The following is a 22,336-nucleotide window of genomic DNA, read 5'->3' as shown; positions in this document are numbered from 1 at the left end:
GGCCGGGCCGCGGCGCGCGGGCGTGGCCTCGGCCGGATATCTGGCCGCCGGTCGGTGCCGTGCCCGCGGCGCCCGTTGCCGCGGGGCCGGGGGTCAGCTGGTGAAGGTGAACCAGTTGATGTTGGTGAAGTCCGAACTGCTGCCCGAGAAGACCAGGTAGACGTCGTGGACTCCGGTGGCGGGGGCGGCCATGTTCGTGGGAACGGTCTGCCAGTTCTGCCAGCCGCCGTTGTTGGCGAAGTCGATCTCGGCGATCTTCGTGCCGCCGGTGCTGTCGAGCCGCACCTGGACGGCACCGCTGACACCGGCGGCCGCGCCCGAGGCCAGCCGGGCCTTGAACTGGCTGGGGGAGGCCGAACCGAAGTCGACGGAGGAGAACTTCAGCCAGTCGCCGTTCGCGATGTAGCCCACGTCGCTGCCGCCGCCGGTGTCGGAGCAGGCCTCGGTGGTGGTCCCGCTCTGTGCCGAGTAGGACTCGGCCTGGATGGTGCTGTAGGCGCTGACGGTGCCCGAGCCGCCGCCCGATCCTCCACCGGAGGCGCCGGCGCCCAGGGTGATGCTCCACGAGGTGGGCGCCCCGTCCTGGATGTGCCCGTCGACGGGGGCCGAGCCGGTGGGGCCGACGTCGTCGTAGGGGAACGCGTAGCCGATGCTGGCGTACTTGTGGACCAGGCGTGCGTAGTGGTTGGTGACCGCGTCCGTGTAGTACTGCGCGGGCGTCACGCCGTCGGGGTTGTTGTTCCCGCCCGGGACCAGCAGCGAGCTGCGGTTGATCGCTGCGGCGAGCCGGGCGGCGATCGCTCCGCGGGCGTCCCCGCCGGAGTTGTAGAGGGGGCCGGACGCGCAGCCGAAGATGTCGACGGCGCTCGGCTTGGTGAACGGCACGCCGTTGGTGTTGAGCCCGGAGAAGACGATGGCGTTGCCGGAGACGGTGCCGGTGTAGGAGCCGATGCTGCCCTGGCCGTTGATGGTCAGCGGGGTGGAGGCGTAGTGGCTCCAGACCCGGTTCAGGTAGTCGTTCCAGTAGCCGCCGAAGTCCACCGGTGAGTGCGAGGGCGCCATGACGCGCAGCACCCCGCCGGAGGAGTCGGTGACCACCAGCCTGTCCCAGGGGGCTCCGTCGGAGGCGTGCTGGGTCTGCAGGCCGGAGGCGATGGAGGCGAGGGCGCCGGCGGGCAGCGGACTGACCGACTGGGTGCCTGCGCTGCCGGTGCTGGCCATCGAGACCGGCAGCGCGACCATGTCGACGTAGGAGATGTTCGCGTACAGGTTGGCGCTGTTGAAGGTGAACTCGCAGAACGTCCAGCTGGTGGCCCAGTTGGGGTCGGAGCTGACCAGGGCGGGCTGCACCACGCCGGGCGGGGAGCCCGGGTTGACGAAGAACTGGAGTTTCTGCCCGACCGAGAACCAGACACGGCCGCCGATGATGTAGTCGGTCAGGGTGATGGTCCTGGCGGCCGAACCGGAGGCGCCCAGCGCGATGGAGTAGTCGGCGATGGGGGTCACCGCGGACGACGGGTTGGGCAGCCGGTTCAGGGCGCCGTTCGCCGAGACGAAGACCGGCCAGCCGCTGCTGTCGGTGCCGGATATGTAGGCGTAGACGGTGTCGTGCCCGGAGTTGTTCGCCAGTTTCACGGGGAGCGGGACTCCCGCTGCCGCCGCGGCGGAGGTCGACGGCGAGAGCGGCGAGAACGGGCTGAGTGCGGCCGCACCGGTGAGGGCGCCGGCCGCGGTCAGGAAGGAACGTCGGGAAACCACAGGGGCCCTCCCGGAGGGGGTGATGGTCCGTCAGCAATGCGACGGTGCGGGGGAGTTGGTTCATGTGAGGTTCTGTGCGGGGGTGACGTTATTGGACTGGACCAATAACGTCAAGGTTGCGGAACGATTACCTCCACGTGACGGCGCCCGCGGCTGGCGGCAGGCCGGGGCGGCGGCGTCCTCGGGGGCGGAGGGGGCCCGTCGTGTCGCGGGCGCGGGTGATCGCCCGCAGGTGCCGGCGGCCCGGAGGCGTCGGTCTTTTCGGGAGGTCCGCCGCGCCGCGGCCGGTGATGCGGACGGTGCGGCCGCGGTGGCCGCGGCCCCGTTGCGGCGGGCGGGGGCGAAGGAGCGGGGCCGGCGCCTGCGGGGGCCGACGGCGGGGGCGCGGTGGGGGTGCGGAGGGGGCGGGTGGGGCGGTGCGGAGACCGGTCCGGCGGCGCCGGGGACCGCGCCGGCCGTCTTCTCGCCGGGGCCTGCCGGCTCGACGGTGACCTGCGGGCGGAACGGGCGCAGCTCTACGCGCCCTGCAGGGCGTGGTGCCAGAATGAGGGGGTCCCGGCCGTCCCGTCACGCGCCTTTAGGGCCCGGGTGCGCGAAGTGGTGGGACCGGCGTCGCCCAAGAGGATGATCCTGTCCGGCCGGCGCACGTACGACCCGGGTATCGGACCGGTCGCCGACGAGGAGACAGCATGAGCGCTCTCATCGCTGAGGATGGGCTCGTTCACGAGGCCGGCCCGGTCCGGCCCGGGGGCATCGGCGCGCCCGGCTGCGTACGGCAGGGCCCGGACCCGTTGCCGGCGCGGCGCGGCACGCCGCCCCGCCGCCGCGACGCACGCACGGCCGGCCGCGCGCTGCCGGGCCCCGGCGCCGAACCGTCCCGCTCCTCGGGCGCCGTCCGCCGCCGGGCGCTGTGGCTGCTGCCGCACGGCCGCGGCACCGGCCCCGAGGGCCTGTGCGCGACCGGGGCGCCCGCCGGGGCCGTCGGCCCGCGGACGCTGGCGCCGGGCGGCAAGGGGTGCAAGGGGTGCGAGGCCGGGCGTTCGGGGGGCGGGCCGCCGTCGTCGGCGATGCGGGAGGCGGGCATCGCGCTGCCGTTGTAGCGGCGGGACCCGGGCGGTCTGTTCTCCCCGGGGAGCCGTGTGCGCCTGCCGCCTCCGGCCGGGGGAAGCGGGACCGGCACCGCCGTTGCAAAAAAACCGCTCACCCGGTATATTTTTCTTCGCTCGTACGGACGGGTGAGCTGGGCGGCTCGCCTCCCCCCCCCCGCCGGGGGGAGGAGGGGAGTTGTTCGGACGGGGTGGCCGCCGAGGACCGGTGCGCCGCGCCTCCTTCGCCTCGCCGCTCGTGTACTGGTCCACGACTGGGGGAGGTCCGGGATGGTGCGCTGCGTACAAGGGCAAGTGGTGATCGTCGGCGGGGGGCCCGTGGGGATGCTCCTCGCCTGCGAACTGGCGGGGCAGGGAGTGCGCACCGTGGTGGTCGAGTCGCGGACCGCCGTCTCCCGGTGCCCCAAAGCGAGCACACTGCACGCCCGCGCGGTGCAGAGTCTCGCGCGGCGCGGGCATCTCACCGGGCTCGTGGCCGAAGGGGAGGGCGAGGGCCCGGCGCCGGTCAGCAGCCCGTTCCACTTCGCCGGCATCCCGGGGCTGGCCATCTCGGCCCCGCCCGCCGAGCCGCAGCCGATCCTGAAGTGCTCACAGGAAGAACTCGAGCGCCACTTCGAGCGGCGGGCCCGGGCCGCCGGCGCGCGGATCCTGCGCGGGCACCGGGTGGCGGAGGTACGGCAGGGGCCGGGCGGCGTGAGCGTCACCGCGCAGGGGCCGGGCGGCGCGGTGGTCTGCACGGGCAGCTACCTCGTGGGAGCCGACGGGGCGCGCAGCCTCGTACGCCGTCAGGCGGGCTTCGCCTCCCGCACCTACCCCGCCACCATCTCGGCGATGGCGGGCGACGTCCGCGTCGGGGAGGGCGTGGGCCTGGAGGCGGGGTGGCACCGCACCGAGCGTGGCTGGGTCGTCGCCAAGCACGTGGGAGGCGGAACGGTCCGCCTGCGGACTCTCAACTGCCAGGGCGCGCACACCCGGCGCGATCTGCCGCTCCTGCTGGAAGAGCTGCACCGCGAGGTCAGCTGGATCACCGGAGAGGACATCGCGATGCGCGATCCCAGGTGGCTGAGCAGGTTCAGCGACTTCTCCCGGCTGGTCGCCTCCTACCGCAAGGGGCGCATCCTGCTGGCCGGGGACGCCGCGCACGTGCACTTCCCGGTCGGTGGCCAGGGGCTGGGCACCGGACTGCTCGACGCCGTCAACCTCGGCTGGAAGCTCGCGCTCACGGTACGCGGCAGGGCGGGCGAGGGGCTGCTCGACACCTACGACCGGGAGCGCCGGCCCGCAGCCCAGCGGGTGATCGACAACACGCGCGCCCAGCTCGCCCTGATGCGGCCCGGCCCCGAACTCGACCCGCTGCGCGCCCTGTTCGGCGAGCTGCTGGCCGGGGGAGGGGAGAGCGGTGTGCTGGCCTCCATGGTCAGTGCCCAGGACACCGTACTGCCCGCGCGCGCCGCGGACTCCTCGCCCTGGGAAGGGACGTTTCTGCGCAACGCCGTCCTGCGGACCCGGGAAGGCCCGGCCGATGTGATCGGCCTGCTGCGCGAGGGGTCCCCGCTGCTGCTGCTCTTCGGCGACAGGGGCGGCAGCGGCGGCTATGCCGAGCAGGCCCGGGGCTGGGCCGGGCTGGTGCGGGTGGTGCATGCCGAGCCGGTGCCTCAACTGCCCTGCGACGCCCTGCTGGTGCGGCCCGACGGCTACATCGCCTGGGCGTCGGGGGCCGGCGGGCCGGCCGCCGCCCTGACGGCGTACTTCGGCCGGGGCGCGGGAGCGCAGGCCGCCGGTGTCCTCGCCGGGGTGGTCAGCTGACGGGTGCCGGCTCGAGCTCGGGGTGCAGGGCCTGCAGCTCGGCGTAGACCGCGGCCCCCCTGGTCGCGGTGAGGTCCACCGAGGCGAGGACGGACGGAACGACCACACTGGGCAGCACATGGCGCAGCAAGGCGCTGACCCTGGGGGGCAGGTCCTGGTAATTGCACACGGCCTGGGACATGGCCTGGACGCCGGCGAAGGCTCCCACCAGGACGTCGGCGGTCTCGCCCGGCACCACATGGGGCAGCAGCTCGCCCTGGGCCTTGGCCTTGTCCAGCAGTTCGGCCCCCACTTCGCTCCAGCGCAGGAAGGGTCCGCTGCGGTCGAGCCCCTGGGCCTGCTGGTCGAGCGACAGGCGGACGCCCGCCCGGACCATGGGGTCCGTCTGCAGGCGGTAGGCGTGCAGGACCACGGTGTCCACCAGCTGCTGCACCATGCAGGCGCGCTCGGGGATGGGCACGTTGAGGTCCTGGGCGTGCAGGACGCCCTCGGCGAGGTGTTCCTTCGAGGGGAAGTGGAAGTACAGGGCTCCCTTGGTCACTCCGGCGCTGGCGAGGATCTCGCTGACGGTCGCCGCCTGGTAGCCGCGTTCCTCGAAGATCCTGGCTGCCGACGAGAGGATCGCGTGCCGGGTCCGGACCGCCCGCTCCTGCTTCGCCATGCCGGCCTCCTCCTGTCGATGAGCCCGGAGACCCAATAAAAAACCGTCCAGTTTGTATATTACAGCTGTTTGGTGTTTGCGTACCCCCTTCCAGCCGTACGGCATTCAATCAGTTGCGGAAAAGCATCGCCGGAGGAGCAGGAGTCCATGGACGGATCGCATGACGGCGTGGCCCCGGCGGGCGAAGGAGACCCCCGGTGATCCTGGTGACCGGGGCGACGGGGACGGTGGGCCGGGAACTGCTCGGGCGGCTTGCGCCCGGCCGGCGTGTCCGCATCATGGCCAGGCATCCCGCGAAGGTGACCGGGGCGGCCGCGACGGCGGAGACGGTCGCCGGGGACTACAGGGATCCGCGATCGCTGGCCAGGGCTCTGGACGGCGTACGGACGGCGTTCCTCGTCACGACCAGCGTCGCCGGTGACGACGACGACCGGTTCGTCCGCGCGGCACGAACGGCCGGAGTGCAACGGGTGGTGAAGCTCTCCGCCGCCACGGTGCTGGACGGGCAGGCCGACGATCTCATCACCCGTTGGCAGCGCGCCAACGAGGATCTGCTGCGCGCCTCCGGCCTGGAGTGGACCCTGCTGCGCCCGCGCGCGTTCACCTCCAACGCCCTGTCGTGGGCGCCGTCCGTCCGGTCCGCGCGCACCGTTCGCGCGCTGCACGGGACCTCGGGCAACGCCTGTGTGGACCCGCGGGACGTCGCGGAGGTCGCCGCACGCGTCCTGACCGAGGAGGGGCACGCCGGCCGCGCCTACACGCTGACCGGACCCGAGGCCGTCACCGCGGTCGGGCAGACGCAGCAGCTCGGCCGGCTGCTGGGCGTCCCGCTGCGTTTCGAGGAACTCACCCCGGACGACGCGCGCGCCGCACTCGCACGCCGTTATCCGGCGCCGGTGGTCGAAGCGCTGCTGGAGAGCGCGGAACGCCAGCGCGCAGGCGCGAAGGCCGGGGTGGAGGACACCGTCGGCACACTGACCGGCCGCCCGGCGGGCACGTTCGGTGCGTGGGCCGAGGACCATCTGGCGGCTTTCGCGCCGGGCGGGTGACCGGCGGGCGGACCCGAGTGGCATCCGCTTCCCCCGGAGAGCCGCGGCCTCCCCGGGGGAGCGGATGCCCGAGGGCGGTCACCGCAGGGGCGGGGCCATGGTCACGGTGCACCGGAACACGGTCGCCCCGCCCTGCCGGCCGGTGACGAGCACGGTCCTCGCGCCCTCCTCGCCCGTCCCCGCAACCAGGCACGCCTCGATCGCGCAGGGGGCGTCCAGCTCGACGTACCGCAGGAACTCGCTGGCGACGGCGAGCGGCAGGCAGGCGTGTCCCAGGGTCGCCGTCGCGGCCTGGCGGGCGGCCTCGAGGAGCAGCATGCCGGGCACGTGGTCGACCATGTGGTCGAAGAGCACGGGGTGGCGGGTGTCCACCCTCAGCTGCCACCGGTCCGGCTCGCCGACGGGGGAGAGGACCACGTCCATGGGGGACATGCGCCCGACGGTCTGCGGTGACTCCGGGGCCGTCAGCGGGAGGACGCGCGCGCAGCCGGGGTCGCGGACGGCACGCAGCCGCTGGTGGACCCGGGGGGCGATGCACGTCAGCGTGCCGCCTCCGGTCGCGACGAGGTCGCCGTCGCGGTAGATCTCCACCTCGATGCGGAACCCCGTCACCTCGCCGCGGCGCTCCTTCACGTCACGGCACCTGACGTCGAGTTCGAGCGAGGCGGGAGTTCCGTTGACGCGCAGATGCGCAGGCCGTACCGCCACGCTGAGATCGCTCACGAGGAAGTGGTGGCCGAACGGGACCCCGTACTCGGCGTGCGCCAGGAGCAAGCCGCTCTGGCGGATCGTCTCGGCGGCGATCAACGGGTCGTGGCAGCCGTCGACGTTCGTGTAGAAGCTGTGCCCGCGAGGCCACTGGGCGGCCAGGGCGAAGTGGTGATCGCCCCTGCGCGCCCAGTCGGTCAGCATGACCTCGGCGACGCTCGCGCGGTGGACGAGTTCCTTGGGAACAGTACTGGTCAGAGGCTGGAGGGCGAGGACGCCGCCTCCTGCGGGGGCCGCATGGCCCCCCAGACCCGTCATGCCGGGTATCACGCGGTTCATGCGGTACGTACTCGTAGACATGGTCCCCCCGAGCCGCCTTGGCCTTGGCCTGAATGTGGGTGGTGGATCCCCGAGGACATGGAAGATACATACCACCCGGTTTAATTTCTAGAAGGAATACGAAGTTCCAATGTGCAATATGTGGACCGAGTAGTTCCAAATATGCAGAGGACTGCCCGTATCCCTTCATGCCGACCGGAAGCGGACAAGCCGTCCGCGGCCGCGGCGCCGTGGGCCGCCCGCGGTCCACGGGGTGCGCGGGAGGCGTCACCCGCCTGCCGCTCGAGTCGCCCTCGAGCGGACTGTCCGACGGTGTCTTTCGGGAAAAGGAAAAAACCCTGATCAAGGCAGGTCGTCGGCGGCCGGGCGAAGCGAACCGGCGGCCGTGGTCCGGGTGTTGCCCCGCCGGCGGGAAGGCGCGGCGGCCGTGGGCGGGGAGGCGCCGGTGGCCGGATTTCGCCGACGGCCGGATCCGCATCCCGGCGCGTCGGAAAACAGCGCCGAAGCGGCACTGGCTTCGCTGTATCTTCGCAGATAAAATAGAGACCGCGTGTGCGGTTTGTTATCATCGTCCTCGTCGGCCGGGCCGCGAAGGTCCATGAGTGAGGAGCGCAAGTCCGATCCCATGGGCCCGTGTCGCGCGGCTCGGTGGGCGGCCGCGCCGACCACCCGGACACGCCTGCGGGTACGCGCCCGGTCCCTCGCGGGGCCTCGTACGACCCACGCCGGTCTGCCTTCCCGTGTGCACGCGCGGGGCGCGGCAACCCGCCCCCGGCAGGCCGCACGAGCAGGCACGAACGTGAGAGCCGGTCCGCGGTGCGGCCGGCCGACCGCAGTCAGGGGAGATCCGTCGATGGTGAAGCAGGAGCGTGCCGCGCGCACGCGCGAGTCCTTGGTGCGAGCGGCGGCCGAGGTGTTCGCACGGGACGGCTTCGCTCTGGCCTCGCTCACCTCCATCAGCAAGAGGGCCGGAGTGAGCAATGGCGCGCTGCACTTCCACTTCGAGAGCAAGCAGGCCCTGGCGCGCGGGGTCGAGGACGAGGCGGCCGCCATGGTCCGTGCGATCGCCGCGTCGGCGCGGGCAGGCGGCCCCGGTCCGCTGCAGCGGCTCATCGACGCCACCCATGCCCTGATGGAGCGGCTGGACCAGGACGTCGTGGTCCGGGCCGGCTTCGAGCTGGGCAGCGGCCCGCCGCGCCGCGAGGGGGCCGTGGATCTGCGCGGACAGTGGCAGAGCTGGGTCGAGGAGGCGCTCGGGGACGCCGAGCGCGAAGGCGTCCTCGCCCCGGGGGTGTCCGCAGCCGATGCCTCGGTCACGGTGGTGGCGGCGACCGTCGGTTTCGAGCAGCTCGGCGCGGACGACCGTACGTGGACGTCGGCGCAGACGCTGGTGCAGTTCTGGGATCTGCTGCTGCCCCGGCTGGCCTCGGCCGACGTCCTGAGCGGGCTGAAGCCCGGTGGTACGACGGCTGCGGCGCCCCGCCGGGGACAGGCGGGGCACGGACGGGCATGAGGTCCAGCCGTCCTGTAGCAAGCCTCGAGGGCTGGGGTCCCGGTGGATGCTGCACTGACCGCAGGGACCGGGCTCGGCCGAGCGCCCGGGTCGGTCTTCGCGACCCGAGGGCTCCGGGAGGCAGATTCGTCACGACAAGAGCATGAGCAATGCCAAGAGCGGCAAGCGCGAGGGGTTCCCGGCCGGGGAACGGGCCGCGATGAAGGAGCACGCCCAGGAGCAGAAGGCGGCGGCGCGGCGCGGCTCGCGGGCGGTCCACGGCGGCGCTGGCGGAGCAGGACGTACTCGCCAAGATCGCCGAGATGCAGGACACGGACCGGGTCATGGCCGAGCGGGTCCACGCCGTCGTCACCGCCGGCGCCCCACCCTGACCGGACCCGGGCCGATCGGTGCGGCCGAGCGGACGGAACGGCTCGGCCGGCTGCTCGGCAACCCCTGCGCTTCGGGGAACTGTCCCGGACCGGGCCCGCGTCCTGCCGGCGAAGCGTCATCCCGCGGCCGTCGTCGAGGCGTTGCCGGCCGCGGGATGACGCCGGCGTGCGGGGGACAAGGCGCACGGGGGAGGCCACCGCCGGCCGCCTGACCGGCCGTCCGGCCCGTCCTTCGCGGACCTGGGCCGAGGACCGCCTCGCGGCATTGGGCGCCGCGGCGCGGCAGACGGGTGCCGTGCCTGTCCGGGGACCGGGCGGGCCTCGCCGCGCCCTCCGGCCGTGGCGAGGAGGGGAAGGTCCCCGGGGCGCTCCTTCTTCGCGCGGTCAGTCGAACGGGGCGGCCCGCAGGGTCGAGGTGAACACGGGCCGGCCCTCCTGGTGGCCCGTGACGAGAACCGTCTCCGGGTCGTCGGGTGCGGCCCTGGGCAGGCGCAGGGCGTCGATCAGGCAGGGCAGGTCCAGTTCCACGTACCTCATGAACGCGCAGTCGAGGCCGAGCGGCAGGATCGAGGGTCTGTCCAGGACCGCGGTCGCCGCCTGGCGGGCGGCCTCGAGGAGCACCATGCCCGGAGCGTGGTCGACCTGGTGGTCGAAGAGGGTGGGGTGGCAGGTGTCCACGCGCAGTTGCCAGCGGTCCGGCTCGCCGGTGGGGGAGAGGACCACGTCGGTGGGTGAGAAGCGCCCCACGGCGGCCGGGGCCACCGGAGCCGTCGGCGGGAGGGGGCGGTCCCCGGCGTCGAGGACGCGCTGCGGACGCAGCCGCCGGTACACGGCCGGAGTGATGGTGTTGAAGGAGATCCGTCCCGACGCGGCGAGCCGCCTCTCGCGCAGCACCCTGGTCTCGACACACATGCCGGCCAGCCGGTGGCCTCGCTTCCTGATCTGCGAACAGGTGACGTCGAGGTCCAGCGCGGCGGGCGTTTCGCCGACCCGTATCTCCTCGGGACGCACGGTGAAGGCCAGCTCGTCCAGCAGGAACTGGTGGGCGAAGGGAACGCCGAACTCGGCGTGGGCGAGCAGGGCACCGGCCTGGCAAATCGTTTCAGCAGCGATCAGCGGGTCGTGGTGGGTTCCGTTCACGGGAGTGAAGAAGCTGTGGCCCCGCGGCCATTGGGCGGTCATCGCGAAGCGGGCGTCACCCAGGCGCTGCCAGCCGGTGAGCACGACCTCGGCGACGGCTGCCCGGTGCACCAGTTCCCTGGGGACCGTGGTGGTCAGGTGCCCGTGAAGCGGTTCGGCCGACCGGAAAGGTGACTGAGCGGCTTGCGTCGTCGTGTGCCCGATCGACGGACCTTCGAACCCGAACGTGCTCGCGGTCATCGCTCCCCCTGAACAGATCGGAGATGGCTGTGGAGGAAAAATAGAGGGCAACCGGTTTGATATCTAGAGGAATCGGAGCCTCCGTACGGGATCGTTCGCCGTCGCCGCCCGCGGTCGGCGGCACTGCTGTGCGCGGCCCGCCCCTTCTCCGGCGTTTCTCCGGCTCACAGCGCGGGTGGCACTTCGGGCCGCCCGCTCCGGCGCCTCTTGAGCGGCACTGAAGTGCCTCTGTAGCGCGGTACCGGACGGTGGCCGGAACCGAGAGGAGCGGACATGGGTGAAGCGGACGTCACACCCCTCGCGCTGCGGGTCGAGCGCGGACGGGCCGACGATGACGAACTCGCCGCGGTGGCCGTCGTGCTGTGCTCGCTGCTGGCCGGGCGGACGGCGGTGACCGGTGAGCAGGAGCCGCTTCCCGCCGTCCCCTCGTGGCGCAGTCCCCGGGGCCCCGGCAGCGAGTGGCGTTCCCCGTACGGCTGGCGATAGAGCCACGAGCGCCGGCCGCGAATCGGCAGGCGCTCTTTCCAGCACTGATTCACGCGCGTGCCAGCCCTCACCTCATGTAAACCGCACATGCGGTTTGTTGACTGGGTGCAGTCCGGCCGCGCTCATGAGGGAGGCAGGCACAGTGACAGTCCTCAATGACATTCTCCAAGTGACCGCCGAGCCTTCGGACGCGCGCGGCCGTGTGGCCGAACTGCACGCCATCCGTGCGCAGGCGCTGCGGGGTCCCAGTGAGAAGGCGACCGGGGCGCAGCACGCCAAGGGCAAGCTGACCGCCCGGGAGCGCATCGAGCTGCTGCTGGACGCGGGCTCGTTCCAGGAGGTCGAGCAGCTTCGCCGGCACCGGGCGACCGGTTTCGGCCTGGAGGCCAAGAGGCCGTACACCGACGGTGTCATCACCGGCTGGGGCACGGTCGAGGGCCGCACGGTCTTCGTCTACGCCCACGACTTCCGGATCTTCGGCGGCGCGCTGGGCGAGGCCCACGCCACCAAGATCCACAAGATCATGGACATGGCCATCGCGGCCGGCGCGCCGCTGGTGTCCCTGAACGACGGCGCCGGCGCCCGTATCCAGGAGGGCGTCTCCGCCCTCGCCGGCTACGGCGGCATCTTCCAGCGCAACACCAAGGCCTCCGGGGTCATCCCGCAGATCTCCGTGATGCTCGGCCCGTGCGCCGGCGGCGCGGCCTACTCCCCGGCGCTGACGGACTTCGTGTTCATGGTCCGGGAGACCTCGCAGATGTTCATCACGGGCCCGGACGTGGTCCGTGCGGTGACCGGCGAGGAGATCACCCAGAACGGCCTCGGCGGCGCTGACGTGCACGCCGGCACATCGGGCGTGGCGCACTTCGCGTACGACGACGAGGAGACCTGCATCCTTGAGGTCCGCTACCTGCTCTCCATGCTTCCGCAGAACAACCGCGAGTACCCGCCGTGTGTGACGTGCACGGATCCCCGGACCCGGCGCACCGAGGTGCTGCTGGACCTGGTTCCGGCCGACGGCAACCGCCCGTACGACATGGCCAAGGTGATCGAGGAGCTCGTCGACGACGGCGACTACCTGGAGGTCCACGAGCGCTGGGCGCGCAACATCATTTGCGCCCTGGGGCGGCTGGGCGGCCAGGTGGTCGCCCTGGTGGCCAATCAGCCGCAGTCGCTGGCCGGTGTGCTCGACATCGAGGCCTCGGAGAAGGCCGCGCGGTTCGTCCAGATGTGCGACGCCTTCAACATCCCGATCATCACGCTGCTGGACGTGCCCGGCTTCCTGCCCGGTGTCGGCCAGGAGCACGGCGGCATCATCCGGCACGGCGCCAAGCTGCTGTACGCGTACTGCAACGCCACCGTCCCGCGGATATCGCTGATCCTGCGCAAGGCCTACGGCGGCGCCTACATCGTCATGGACTCCCAGTCCATCGGTGCCGACCTGACCTACGCGTGGCCCACCAACGAGATCGCGGTGATGGGCGCCGAGGGCGCCGCCAACGTCATCTTCCGCAAGCAGATCGCCGAGGCCGAAGACCCCGAGGCCATGCGCGAGCGCATGGTCAAGGAGTACAGGGCCGAGCTGATGCACCCCTATTACGCCGCTGAGCGCGGCCTGGTCGACGATGTCATCGACCCGGCCCGGACCCGCGAGGTCCTCATCAACTCGCTGGCGATGCTCCGCAGCAAACACGCCGACCTGCCCTCTCGCAAGCACGGCAATCCCCCGCAGTGACGGAGCACTCGATGGCCGGACAAGAACGTGCGGTGCGAACGCGGGAGAGGCTGATCAGATCCGCCGCCGAGACCTTCTGCCGCGAGGGCTTCGCGGTGGCGTCCCTCTCCGTGATCAGCGCACAGGCCGGAGTGAGCAGCGGAGCGCTGCACTTCCACTTCGGCGGCAAGGCGGCCCTGGCCGACGCCGTGGGGGGCGCCGCGCTGGACCGGTTGCGGATCATCGCCGGGGTGGCGTCGCGGGAGGGGGCGGGCCGGCTCCAGTGCCTGGTCGATGTGACCCACGGGCTCGCCCTCGGGCTGCGCAGGGACGTGGTGCTGCGGGCGGGTTTCGGGCTGGGCCGCGACACGGCCCGCGTGATGCCCGGCGGTCTGCGTGAGCACTGGCGGTGCTGGGTCGAGGAGGCCGAGAAGGCGCGGGAGCTGCGGCCGGGGGTGGCGCCGGGGAACGCCGTGACCGCGGTGGTGGCCGCGACCGCGGGCTTCGAGGCGCTCGGCTCCCGGGAAGAGGTCTGGCTCATGCCGCGTACGATCGCCCGGTTCTGGGAGCTGCTGCTGCCGGCGCTGGCGGCAGGGGACCGCCTCGCGGCGTTGGAACCGGAAGGATCATCCGGCGGCTAGGAAAGACCAGCCGGTTTGTTTCCGCTCGCTGATGAAATCTCGACCCCGGCCGCCCATGCGCCGCGTTTCAGCAGGTGAGGGCAGGTGCGTTCAGATGGCCCCTGCTCTTCGCGAAGACGCGAGGGGCCGGGGCCGCTTGCGTGCGGCAGAGGGGAAGGTTTCGGACATGTCGTGGTGACCCTCTTTCGTCGGTGTTCGGCTGGATCGGTGCGCCGACTTGCCTGGAAATACAGGTCAATTGGCGCCCGGGTGGGAGCGGTTGGGGTGGTCATGGAGTCAAAGGGTGGCTGGAAATAGTCTGCCGGACCCCCCGGATGGACATCCGGGATTGACAAACCGACCGTGCTGTTTTTTTATCAAGGGGTCCGGTTGGCTGCACACCCGGGCCCCGGCGGCGGGAAACGCGGGAAACGCGCAGGCCGGGAACGGCTCCAGGCGACCTTTGGGGAAAACGTGGACATCGAAGTGCTTGGTGCGCTGTCCGTTCATGAAAACGGGGTGTCGATCACGCTGACGGCACCCAAGCCGCGGCAGGTCCTGGCCCTGCTCGCGCTCCACGCCGACCACGCGGTCCCTGTGGCCACGCTGATCGAGGAGCTGTGGGAGCAGAACCCGCCGCGCAGTGCGCGCACCACGTTGCAGACGTACGTCCTGCAACTGCGCGAGCTCATCGGCGTGGCACTGGCGTACGGCGAGAACGAGCGCTGCACCCCGAAGGACATTCTGGCCACTCTCCCCGGCGGCTACCGTCTGGAGACCCGTGGCGGAAGCGTCGACTACCGGGAGTTCGAGCGCAGGGCCGGTGCCGGCTACCGGGCGATGGACGCCGACGACTACCAGGGCGCCGCGCGCCGGCTGGCGGACGCGCTCTCGCTGTGGACCGGTCCCGCGCTCACCGACGTACAGGCCGGCAGCCGGATCGAGACGGAGGTCAGGCGCCTGGAGGAGCTGCGCCTGTGCGCGCTCGACCAGCGCATCGAGGCGGATCTGCGCCTGGGCCGCCACCGCGAGCTGCTGTCGGAGCTGACCGTCCTGGTCAAGCAGTACCGCCTGCACGAGAGCCTGCACGGTCAGTTCATGCTGGCGCTGTACCGCTCGGGCCGACGCGGCGAGGCGCTCAACGTCTACCAGCGGCTGCGCACCATGCTCGTCTCCGAGCTGGGCCTTGAGCCCTCGGCCGCGCTGAGCAGGCTGCAGCGCTCCATCCTGATGGCGCACCCCGAGAGTGCGGCCCCGCCCAAGGCGACTCTCCCGGTGACCGCTCCGGCGGGGGCCGGCGGCGGGCGGCTCGTGGCGCGGACGAACTGACCGCCCTGGCCTCGCGGCAGCCGGCGGCATGACCACTGAAGCCCTTCTCCCGGCCCCTCGAACGAGGGGCCGGGAGAAGGGCTTCAGCGCTGTGTACGGGGCGCCGAGGGCGGCCGTCAGCGGCTCGCCGCGCGGTCCGTGGCCAGCTGCTCGAAGCGGTCGGTCAGTTCTCGCTGCTGCCGGCTCAGGACCTCGATCTGGTGGCGCAGCCGGGCCACCTCGGCGCCCAGCGGGTGCAGGCCCGCCGCCCCTTCCGTTTCTCCGGTTTCTCCGAGTGCCGGGTCCTGCCGGTGGCGGATCGACTCCATACGGCCGCGCAGTACGGGCCCCGGCTCCACTCCGAGGTCGTGCACGAGCCGGCGTCGCGCCCGGTCGTAGACGCCCAGTGCCTCGGCCTGGCGCCCGCACTGGTACAGCGCGGTCATGAGCAGCTCGTAGAACCGTTCACGTAGCGGGTGAGAGGCCGTCAGCTCCGCCAGCTCGCCGGCGACCTCCCCGGCCCGGCCGGCCCGCAGGCAGGCGTCGTACAGCGTCTCCAGGGTGACCAGCCGGCTCTCCTCCAGCAGCGATGCCTCGGTCGAGCAGATGGTGCCGCGGCCCGCGCCCTCCAGCGCGGGGCCGCGCCACAGCGCCAGCGCCTCGCGCAGGACCTCGGCCGAACGCGCCGGGTCGGTGCCGGCCAGCGAGCGGCCCCGGGCCGTGAGGCGGTGGAAGCGCTGGGCGTCGGTGCCGGCCCGGCCCAGGCGCAGTACGTAGCCCAGCGGGCGGGTCACGAGCCACTCGTGGTGGCTCTCGCCGGAACCGGAACCGGAGCCGGGTGCGGGGACGGGCAGCAGCCGGCGCAGCCGGGCGATATGGGTCTGGAGGGCATTGGCGGCGTTGGCGGGCGGATGTTCACCCCACAATTCGTCGACGAGCCGGTCCGGGGAAACGACCTGGCCGGCCTTCACGACGAGCGTACCCAAAAGGGCGCGCTGCTTGGCGCCGGCCGGTGTGATCCGCATATCGGCGCGCTCGCCGAAGACCTGGACGGGACCCAGGATCCCAAACTCCATCTCATCCTCGCACGGGGAGAGTCGGCAAGTACGCGGCCGCGGATCCGTATTCGGCATTCACTCGGAAATGGCCGCGGACAGATCCTTTCGCTCTTACCGGACTCTAGGCGCTTCTCGGCGCCGGTGGAGGATCTATCAGCCGTACGCGGGGAGTCGTGGAGTGTTCCTTGAGGGGGATTCAGGTGCCTCGCGTTTTCACGGCCGGTCGCCGGTCAGGTCCGGAAAGCCCACCTGCACCCCGCGCCGGTGCCAGGCGCTCAGCAGCCGCAGCAGGGTCTTCGGATCGGGCAGGCCCTGCAGCCCGGGCGGGCCTGCAGCCCGGGCTGCAGGGCCTGCGGCCCGGTCCCGGGCGAGTCGGTTCAGCAGCCCGCGGGTGAGCGGGTCGGCGCCGCGCGCCGTCGAATCCGTTGCCATGGCCGGAAACCTAACAGCGCCTCCTAGGGCGCCGGAAGAGAACTCGGTCGGCCGGTACGGGCCTTTACATGACACGTCGGTGTTTTCTCGGCGCTATGTCGGCTGCCTGTGCGCCGGGTCCGGCGGCCCCATTGGAAGGTCGCTCAAGACGCACTCAATTTCTGCATATGCGACGGTCGGGGAAGGATATGGTGCCACTCGTCCGCCGTCGACGGAAAAGACAAGAAGGGCCGGAAGGCGACACTATTGAAAACTCGAACACCGACTTGTTGCCGAAGTCGGCCGGCAAAGTGCGGAGGGGAATCATGAAGATCAAGGTCCTGGGTCCGTTGAATGTCGAAGTCAACGGTATATCGGTCGTCCCGACTGCGGGCAAGCCGCGCCAGATCCTGGCGCTGCTCGCGCTCTACCCGGGCAGGGTGGTGCCCGTGTCCACGCTGATGGAAGAGATCTGGGGCACCCACCTGCCACAGAGCGCGCTGACCACGCTTCAGACCTACATCCTCCAGCTGCGCCGCAGACTGGGCACCGCCATGGGCCCGGACGCGCCCGGCTCGGCCAAGGACGTGCTCGCCACCCGGTACGGCGGCTACCTGCTCCAGATCCCGGCCGAGGCGGTCGACGTGCGCGCGTACGAGTGCCTGGTGGCGGAGGGGCAGCAGGCGCACGAGGACGGCGAGGACGCCCGGGTGGCCAAGTGTCTGCGCGCGGCACTGGACCTGTGGGAGGGGCCCGTGCTGGTGGACGTACGCGTCGGCCCGATCCTCGACATCGAGGTGATGCGGCTGGAGGAGAGCCGGCTCGTGGCCCGCGAGCGCCGCATCGACGCCGACCTGCGGCTGGGCCGGCACATCGAACTCATCGCCGAGCTCACCGACCTGATCGCCCGCCACCCCCAGCACGAAGGGCTGCACTCGCAGGCGATGGTCGCGCTCTACCGGTCGGGCCGGCAGGCCAGCGCGCTCGACGTCTACCGCCGGATGCGCCAGCGGCTGATCGCCGAGCTCGGCGTGGAGCCCTCGCCGCAACTCCAGCGGCTGCACCAGGCCATGCTCGCCGTCGACCCGCGCCTGGACGTGGCCAGCGGGCCGCGGCGCACCTCGACCTTCGATCTGTACGCAGCCTGAATCGAGCACCACTCAAGCCACACAGGTGACGCTCGGGCCGCGGCGGCGCCGTACGACGAACGTTTCCGCACAGCTTCCCTGAGGAGGGCGACCGATGGCTTCGCTGACGGCGGTAGAGGGGGCGGTGGGGCGGCGGGTACGGCTCCACTGCCTTGCCCACGCGGGCGCGGGGGTGGCCAGCTACCGTCGCTGGCCCGTCGCGGCCGGGCCGGGCGTGGACGTCGCGGCGCTGGTGCTGCCGGGCCGTGACAGCCGGCGGCGGGAGCCGCGCATCACCGAGCGCGCAGGACTCCTGGCGGATCTGCTGCCTCCGCTGCTGGAGGCGGCCCGGTCCGGACCGTACGCGCTGTACGGCCACAGCCTGGGCGCCCTGGTGGCGTACACGCTCACCCGGGCGCTGGCGGACGCCGGGGTGCCGCCGCCCCTGTTCCTCGCGGTGGGCGCCTGCCTGCCCCCGCACGCCAGTGCCGCCCTGGTGGCCGCGGCGGAACACTCCGACGAACTGCTGCTGCCCCTCCTGGGTGAGCTCGGCTCGCTGCCCAAGGGAGCAGCCGCCCACCCCGGCGGGCTATGGCACCGCAGTGTGCTGCCTGTCCTGCGCGACGACCTGCGCCTGGCCCGGGCACTGCGCCAGGCGGCCCTGGACCCCGTCACCGGCGGATCCGTGGACCTGCCCCTGCTCGTCTTCGCGGGCAGTGACGATCCGCTCGCCGTGCCCGCCGCCCTTGAAGAGTGGCGGCAGTGGACCACCGGGCCGATCACCGTACGCACCGTCGACGGCGACCACTTCTTCGCGGGCGCGGACGTACTGCCGGCCCTGGTCGGCGAGGCCTGCCGCGAGTACGAGGCGGCGGACGCCGCCGGGACCGCGGCGAGCGCGAGCGCGGGGGGTGCGCGGTGAAGCGCGTGGTCATCACCGGGGTCGGCGTGGTGGCCCCCGGAGCCGTCGGCACCGCCAACTTCTGGTCCCTGCTGACCTCGGGCCGTACCGCCACCCGGGGCGTCACCCTCTTCGACGCCGCCAGCTACCGCTCGCAGGTCGCCGCCGAGGTCGACTTCGACGCCGCCGCGCACGGCTTCACCCTCGCCGACACCGAACGCATGGACCGGGCCGCCCAGTTCGCGCTGGTCAGCGCCCGGGAGGCGGTGGCCGACAGTGGCCTGCACGCCGTACTGGCCGCAGGGAACCGGCTGCGCACCGGGGTCAGTCTGGGCAACGCGGCAGGCTGCGCCACCGGGCTCGCCACCCAGTACGCGCTGCTGAGCGACTTCGGCAGCACCTGGACCGTCGACCACTCCCGGGCCGCCGAGTGCCTCTACGACTACTTCGTGCCCAGCTCGCTGGCGGCCGCCGTGGCCCGCGACAGCGGCGCGCAGGGCCCGGTCAGCCTGGTCTCCAGCGGCTGCACCTCGGGCCTGGACGCGATCGGGCACGCCGCCGAGCTGATCCGCGAGGGCAGCGCCGACGTGATGATCGCGGGCGGGGCGGAGGCACCGATCTCTCCCATCGCCATGGCCTGCTTCGACCGCATCCGCCTCACCAGCCCCCGCAACGAGGACCCCGCCACCGCCTCGCGCCCCTTCGACCGCACCCGCGACGGCTTCGTGCTCGGCGAGGGCGCGGCCGTGGTGATCCTGGAGGAGCTGGAGCACGCGCGCCGCCGGGGCGCCCACGCGTACGCGGAGCTGTCCGGCTTCGCCTCGTACAGCAGCGCGCACCACATGACGGGGCTGCGGCCGGGCGGCCAGGAAATGACCGACGCCATCCGGGCGGCACTCGACGAGGCGCGGCTGAACCCGGTCGACGTGGACTACATCAACGCGCACGGGGCCGGCACCCTGCACAACGACCGGCATGAGACGCACGCCTTCAAGCAGGGACTGGGCGACCACGCCCGGCGCGTCCCGGTCAGCTCCATCAAATCGATGATCGGACACGCGCTCGGCGCCGCCGGAGCCCTGGACGTGGTGGCCAGCGTGCTGGCCATCGAGCACAGTACGGTGCCGCCGACCGCCAACCTGCACGAGCCCGACCCGACCTGCGACCTGGACTACACACCGCTGTTCGCCCGCGAGCAGCGCACCAGTACGGTGCTCAGCGTCGCCAGCGGCTTCGGCGGCTTCCACGCCGCCACCGTGCTGACCCGGCCCCGGCTGCGGGAGACGGCATGAGCGGCGTCAACGGCGCGAGCGGGGGCGTGTGCAGCCGCGCCCGGGCCCGGGCGCTGGTCACCGGCATCGGCGTGGCCGCGCCCAACGGGCTGGGTACCGAGGCCTGGTGGAGCGCCGTGCTGGAGGGCCGCAGCGGCATCGTCCCGATCACCCGCTTCGACGCCTCCGGCTACCCGGTGCGGATCGCGGGCGAGATCCGCGGCTTCGTCGACGAGGACCACATCCCCAGCCGCCTGCTCCCCTCCACCGACCGGGTAACCCGCCTGAGCCTGGTCGCGGCCAAGGAGGCCCTGCAGGACTCGGGTGCCGACCCGGCCGCGCTGCCCGGCTACCGGGCGGGCGTGATCACGGCCAGCTCCGCAGGCGGCACCGAGTTCGGCCAGCGAGGGCTGGAGGCATTGTGGGGCAAGGGCGCCCGGTACGTCAGCGCGTACCAGTCCTTCGCCTGGTTCCACGCGGCGGGAACCGCCGAGATCTCCATCCGGCATACGCTGCGCGGCCCCGCCTCCGCCATGGTCAGCGAGCAGGCGGGCGGGATCGACACGCTCGCCCGCGCCCGGCGCGAGATCCGCAAGGGCGTGGGCCTCATGGTGACCGGAGGCGTCGACTCGGCGCTGTGCCCCTGGGGCTGGGCCGCGCACCTGGCAGACGGCCGGCTGAGCACCGACCCCGATCCGGCGCGGGCCTACCGGCCCTTCGACGCGGAGGCCCGCGGCCATGTCGTGGGTGAGGGCGGCGCGCTGCTGGTGCTGGAGGACGCGGCGGCCGCCACCGCGCGCGGCGTCAGCGGGTACGCCGTGGTGGCCGGGTACGCGGCGACCTTCGACGGCGGGCCAGGGGAGGAGCGGCTCAAGGAGGCGGCCGAACTCGCTCTGGCTGATGCCCGGGTGAGACTGGACCAGGTGGACGTGGTGTTCGCCGACGGAGCCGGGGAGCGGGCCGCCGACCGGGCCGAGGCCGAGGCGCTGGCCGCGCTGTTCGGGCCGCGCGGGGTGCCGGTGACCGCGCCGAAGTCGATGACGGGCCGGCTGGGCGCCGGGGGTTCCTCACTGGACCTGGCAGCGGCGGCGCTCGCGCTGCGCGACAAGGTGGTGCCCCCGACCACCGGGACGCGGCGGGTCGCCGCGGACTGCCCGCTGGATCTGGTGACGGGCGCGGCGCGGGAGCTGCCCGGGCTGCGGACCGTGCTGGTGCTGGCGCGGGGGAGGGGCGGCTTCAACTCGGCCGCGGTGTTGCGGGCGGCCGATGCCTGAGCCGGCCTACTGGGCTGTCGGCTGGGTGACCGCATCCTGGTGGCAGCGCCGGGCCGAGGAGACGTACGGCGTCGCCGGGGCGGAGCTGACCGAGTGGCGGCCGTGGTCGCTGCCCGCGCTGCGCAAGGAGTTCAACCAGGCCAAGAAGACTGATCCGCGCTTCGCCGCCTGGTGGGAGGAGAACTCCAAGGAGGCGTACAACACCGGCCTCGCCAACGCGTCGGCGGCGTTCGACAACTACGCCAAGTCGAAGAGCGGCAAGCGCAAGGGCGTCCGGATGGGTGCGCCGCGGTTCAAGTCGAAGCGGAAGGCGCGTCTGTCCTGCCGGTTCACCACCGGCACCATCCGCCTCGAGGCCAGCGGCCGTCACGTCACCCTGCCGAGGCTCGGAACCATCCGCGTCCACGAGCCCACCGCCAAGCTCCTGCACCGCGTCCAGGCCGGCAGGGCGCGGATCCTGTCCGCGACCGTCCGCCACGAACGCGGACGCTGGCTCGTCGCCTTCCAGGTCGAGACCGCGCGGGACATCCGCCGCGTCGCACGCCCCGACGTCGCGGTCGGCATCGACCTCGGCATCAAGACCCTCGCAGTCACGGCCGACAGCACCGGCGAGATCCACACCGTCCCCAACCCGCGGCACCTGAGCACCGCGCTGAAGCAGCTGCGCCGCGCCTCCCGCGCCGTCTCCCGGCGCCGGGGCCCGGACCAGCGCACCGGGCGGAAGCCCTCCCGCAGGTGGGAGAAGGCCAACGCCCGGCGGAACAAAGTCCACCACCGGGTCGCGAACCTCCGCGCGGACGCCCTGCACAAGCTCACCACGAGCGTTGCCGGCCAGTACGGCACCGTCGTGATCGAGGACCTCAATGTCGCCGGCATGGTGAAGAACCGGCGCCTGGCCCGGCACATCGCCGACGCCGGGTTCGGCGAGATCCGCCGCCAGCTCACCTACAAGACCCGCCAGCGCCACGCCACCCGCATCATCGCGGCCGACCGCTGGTTCCCCTCCTCCAAGACCTGTTCCGGGTGCGGCGCGGTGAAAGCCAAGCTGCCGCTGCACGTGCGGACCTACGCATGCGACGTGTGTGGCCTGGTCATCGACCGGGATACGAACGCGGCACGAAACCTCGCCGCCCTCGCAGCAACCGCAGTCACTGGTACCGGAGTGGCCGGAGACCAGGACACCGCCCCGGCGGTGTCGAAGCCCCGTGGAGCCGACCACAAGACCCGCACCACCCGCCCCCGCCGCAAGACGGGGACGGGGCGGGCAGGTGGCGCAACCCTGCCGCACCAGCAGCAGAAGGAAGCGGGAGACCGTCCTCAAGCCGAGCCCCTGAAGCTCTGGTGACGTGACGGACCTTCCAGGCAGAAATGCCCGGAATGCTGAGACCTGACTACGGGCTCAGCAACGGCCGCGGAAGTCTTGGACACCACCCCACCCCGGCGGCGCGCAGCCCGAAGCCGCCCACCAGGACGGG

At 72.4% G+C, this 22,336-nt stretch carries 19 protein-coding genes and 1 pseudogene; 14 read left to right on the top strand and 6 right to left on the bottom strand.

From position 1 onward, the window contains the following. Positions 1-93: 93 nt before the first annotated feature. Complete coding sequence (locus tag ACIQRL_RS33175) at positions 94-1,758, bottom strand: beta-1,3-glucanase family protein (protein ID WP_401338532.1); 1,665 nt, start codon at positions 1,756-1,758, stop codon at positions 94-96. 689 nt (positions 1,759-2,447) lie between these two features. On the opposite strand from ACIQRL_RS33175, the gene ACIQRL_RS33170 reads away from it, so the two are divergent. Then, positions 2,448-2,858, top strand: a complete 411-nt coding sequence (locus tag ACIQRL_RS33170; RefSeq protein ID WP_401338529.1) for a DUF6009 family protein — start codon at positions 2,448-2,450, stop codon at positions 2,856-2,858. Positions 2,859-3,134: 276 nt separating this feature from the next. Then, positions 3,135-4,670, top strand: a complete 1,536-nt coding sequence (locus ACIQRL_RS33165; RefSeq protein WP_401338527.1) for an FAD-dependent monooxygenase — start codon at positions 3,135-3,137, stop codon at positions 4,668-4,670. On the opposite strand, the gene ACIQRL_RS33160 is transcribed toward ACIQRL_RS33165, so the two are convergent. Beyond that, positions 4,663-5,331, bottom strand: coding sequence for a ScbR family autoregulator-binding transcription factor (locus ACIQRL_RS33160; protein ID WP_401338525.1), 669 nt, complete (start codon positions 5,329-5,331; stop codon positions 4,663-4,665). The two genes, ACIQRL_RS33165 and ACIQRL_RS33160, sit on opposite strands and share 8 nt — an antisense overlap. Positions 5,332-5,528: 197 nt before the next feature. Here ACIQRL_RS33160 and ACIQRL_RS33155 point away from each other — a divergent pair, with 197 nt between their 5' ends. After that, positions 5,529-6,380, top strand: a complete 852-nt coding sequence (locus tag ACIQRL_RS33155) for an NAD(P)H-binding protein (RefSeq protein ID WP_401338523.1) — start codon at positions 5,529-5,531, stop codon at positions 6,378-6,380. 78 nt (positions 6,381-6,458) lie between these two features. On the opposite strand, the gene ACIQRL_RS33150 is transcribed toward ACIQRL_RS33155, so the two are convergent. Next, complete coding sequence (locus ACIQRL_RS33150; RefSeq protein WP_401338520.1) at positions 6,459-7,448, bottom strand: ScbA/BarX family gamma-butyrolactone biosynthesis protein; 990 nt, start codon at positions 7,446-7,448, stop codon at positions 6,459-6,461. An 832-nt stretch (positions 7,449-8,280) separates the two neighbouring features. On the opposite strand from ACIQRL_RS33150, the gene ACIQRL_RS33145 reads away from it, so the two are divergent. Both ACIQRL_RS33145 and ACIQRL_RS33140 read left to right on the top strand, forming a co-directional pair. Beyond that, a complete protein-coding gene (locus ACIQRL_RS33145; protein ID WP_401338518.1) occupies positions 8,281-8,940 on the top strand; it encodes a ScbR family autoregulator-binding transcription factor in 660 nt (219 codons plus the stop codon). Positions 8,941-9,082: 142 nt separating this feature from the next. Then, positions 9,083-9,305 (top strand): annotated as a pseudogene (locus ACIQRL_RS33140) (hypothetical protein); the annotation flags it as partial. A 390-nt stretch (positions 9,306-9,695) separates the two neighbouring features. Here the strand turns inward: ACIQRL_RS33140 and ACIQRL_RS33135 are convergent. After that, entirely contained in the window at positions 9,696-10,691 is a 996-nt protein-coding gene (locus tag ACIQRL_RS33135; protein ID WP_401338516.1) for a ScbA/BarX family gamma-butyrolactone biosynthesis protein, read from the bottom strand. Positions 10,692-10,964: 273 nt separating this feature from the next. Between ACIQRL_RS33135 and ACIQRL_RS33130 the strand changes: the two genes are divergently transcribed. The 4 genes from ACIQRL_RS33130 (at position 10,965) to ACIQRL_RS33115 (ending at position 14,840) form a co-directional block, all read left to right on the top strand. Beyond that, entirely contained in the window at positions 10,965-11,177 is a 213-nt protein-coding gene (locus ACIQRL_RS33130) for an acyl-CoA carboxylase subunit epsilon (RefSeq protein WP_401338514.1), read from the top strand. A 142-nt stretch (positions 11,178-11,319) separates the two neighbouring features. Continuing rightward, positions 11,320-12,912, top strand: coding sequence for an acyl-CoA carboxylase subunit beta (locus ACIQRL_RS33125; protein ID WP_401338512.1), 1,593 nt, complete (start codon positions 11,320-11,322; stop codon positions 12,910-12,912). 11 nt (positions 12,913-12,923) lie between these two features. Continuing rightward, positions 12,924-13,532, top strand: a complete 609-nt coding sequence (locus ACIQRL_RS33120; RefSeq protein WP_401338510.1) for a ScbR family autoregulator-binding transcription factor — start codon at positions 12,924-12,926, stop codon at positions 13,530-13,532. 453 nt (positions 13,533-13,985) lie between these two features. Then, positions 13,986-14,840, top strand: coding sequence for a BTAD domain-containing putative transcriptional regulator (locus tag ACIQRL_RS33115; protein WP_401338507.1), 855 nt, complete (start codon positions 13,986-13,988; stop codon positions 14,838-14,840). Positions 14,841-14,956: 116 nt separating this feature from the next. Here the strand turns inward: ACIQRL_RS33115 and ACIQRL_RS33110 are convergent, their stop codons facing one another. Further along, positions 14,957-15,895 (bottom strand): BTAD domain-containing putative transcriptional regulator, encoded by a 939-nt coding sequence (locus tag ACIQRL_RS33110; protein ID WP_401338506.1) that lies wholly within the window; start codon positions 15,893-15,895, stop codon positions 14,957-14,959. Positions 15,896-16,090: 195 nt separating this feature from the next. After that, on the bottom strand, positions 16,091-16,309 hold the full coding sequence (locus ACIQRL_RS33105; protein WP_401338504.1) for a hypothetical protein: 219 nt from the start codon (positions 16,307-16,309) through the stop codon (positions 16,091-16,093). Positions 16,310-16,614: 305 nt separating this feature from the next. Between ACIQRL_RS33105 and ACIQRL_RS33100 the strand changes: the two genes are divergently transcribed. The 5 genes from ACIQRL_RS33100 (at position 16,615) to tnpB (ending at position 22,206) form a co-directional block, all read left to right on the top strand. Then, a complete protein-coding gene (locus tag ACIQRL_RS33100) occupies positions 16,615-17,436 on the top strand; it encodes an AfsR/SARP family transcriptional regulator (protein ID WP_355857440.1) in 822 nt (273 codons plus the stop codon). Positions 17,437-17,530: 94 nt separating this feature from the next. Further along, positions 17,531-18,337 (top strand): thioesterase II family protein, encoded by an 807-nt coding sequence (locus ACIQRL_RS33095; protein ID WP_401338502.1) that lies wholly within the window; start codon positions 17,531-17,533, stop codon positions 18,335-18,337. Then, a complete protein-coding gene (locus ACIQRL_RS33090) occupies positions 18,334-19,608 on the top strand; it encodes a beta-ketoacyl-[acyl-carrier-protein] synthase family protein (RefSeq protein WP_401338501.1) in 1,275 nt (424 codons plus the stop codon). Before ACIQRL_RS33095 ends, ACIQRL_RS33090 begins: the two co-directional genes overlap by 4 nt. Beyond that, positions 19,605-20,861, top strand: coding sequence for a beta-ketoacyl synthase N-terminal-like domain-containing protein (locus ACIQRL_RS33085; protein WP_401338499.1), 1,257 nt, complete (start codon positions 19,605-19,607; stop codon positions 20,859-20,861). The genes ACIQRL_RS33090 and ACIQRL_RS33085 overlap by 4 nt, the downstream gene beginning before the upstream one ends. After that, complete coding sequence (gene tnpB / locus ACIQRL_RS33080; RefSeq protein ID WP_401338497.1) at positions 20,854-22,206, top strand: IS607 family element RNA-guided endonuclease TnpB; 1,353 nt, start codon at positions 20,854-20,856, stop codon at positions 22,204-22,206. Before ACIQRL_RS33085 ends, tnpB begins: the two co-directional genes overlap by 8 nt. Positions 22,207-22,336: the final 130 nt, after the last annotated feature.

The sequence above is a fragment of the Streptomyces sp. NPDC091209 genome, assembly GCF_044757755.1.
Taxonomy (GTDB): domain Bacteria; phylum Actinomycetota; class Actinomycetes; order Streptomycetales; family Streptomycetaceae; genus Streptomyces.
Note: the sequence above shows the minus strand (reverse complement) of the source record. Positions and strands in the feature narration are given on the sequence as shown.

Coding starts and splice junctions, on each gene's coding strand:
- ACIQRL_RS33105 (WP_401338504.1), bottom strand. CDS start 16,309: ATGGCAACGGATTCGACGGCGCGCGGCGCCGACCCGCTCACCCGCGGG.
- ACIQRL_RS33150 (WP_401338520.1), bottom strand. CDS start 7,448: ATGTCTACGAGTACGTACCGCATGAACCGCGTGATACCCGGCATGACG.
- ACIQRL_RS33170 (WP_401338529.1), top strand. CDS start 2,448: ATGAGCGCTCTCATCGCTGAGGATGGGCTCGTTCACGAGGCCGGCCCG.
- ACIQRL_RS33165 (WP_401338527.1), top strand. CDS start 3,135: ATGGTGCGCTGCGTACAAGGGCAAGTGGTGATCGTCGGCGGGGGGCCC.
- tnpB (WP_401338497.1), top strand. CDS start 20,854: ATGCCTGAGCCGGCCTACTGGGCTGTCGGCTGGGTGACCGCATCCTGG.
- ACIQRL_RS33085 (WP_401338499.1), top strand. CDS start 19,605: ATGAGCGGCGTCAACGGCGCGAGCGGGGGCGTGTGCAGCCGCGCCCGG.
- ACIQRL_RS33120 (WP_401338510.1), top strand. CDS start 12,924: ATGGCCGGACAAGAACGTGCGGTGCGAACGCGGGAGAGGCTGATCAGA.
- ACIQRL_RS33135 (WP_401338516.1), bottom strand. CDS start 10,691: ATGACCGCGAGCACGTTCGGGTTCGAAGGTCCGTCGATCGGGCACACG.
- ACIQRL_RS33095 (WP_401338502.1), top strand. CDS start 17,531: ATGGCTTCGCTGACGGCGGTAGAGGGGGCGGTGGGGCGGCGGGTACGG.
- ACIQRL_RS33110 (WP_401338506.1), bottom strand. CDS start 15,895: ATGGAGTTTGGGATCCTGGGTCCCGTCCAGGTCTTCGGCGAGCGCGCC.
- ACIQRL_RS33100 (WP_355857440.1), top strand. CDS start 16,615: ATGAAGATCAAGGTCCTGGGTCCGTTGAATGTCGAAGTCAACGGTATA.
- ACIQRL_RS33160 (WP_401338525.1), bottom strand. CDS start 5,331: ATGGCGAAGCAGGAGCGGGCGGTCCGGACCCGGCACGCGATCCTCTCG.
- ACIQRL_RS33145 (WP_401338518.1), top strand. CDS start 8,281: ATGGTGAAGCAGGAGCGTGCCGCGCGCACGCGCGAGTCCTTGGTGCGA.
- ACIQRL_RS33130 (WP_401338514.1), top strand. CDS start 10,965: ATGGGTGAAGCGGACGTCACACCCCTCGCGCTGCGGGTCGAGCGCGGA.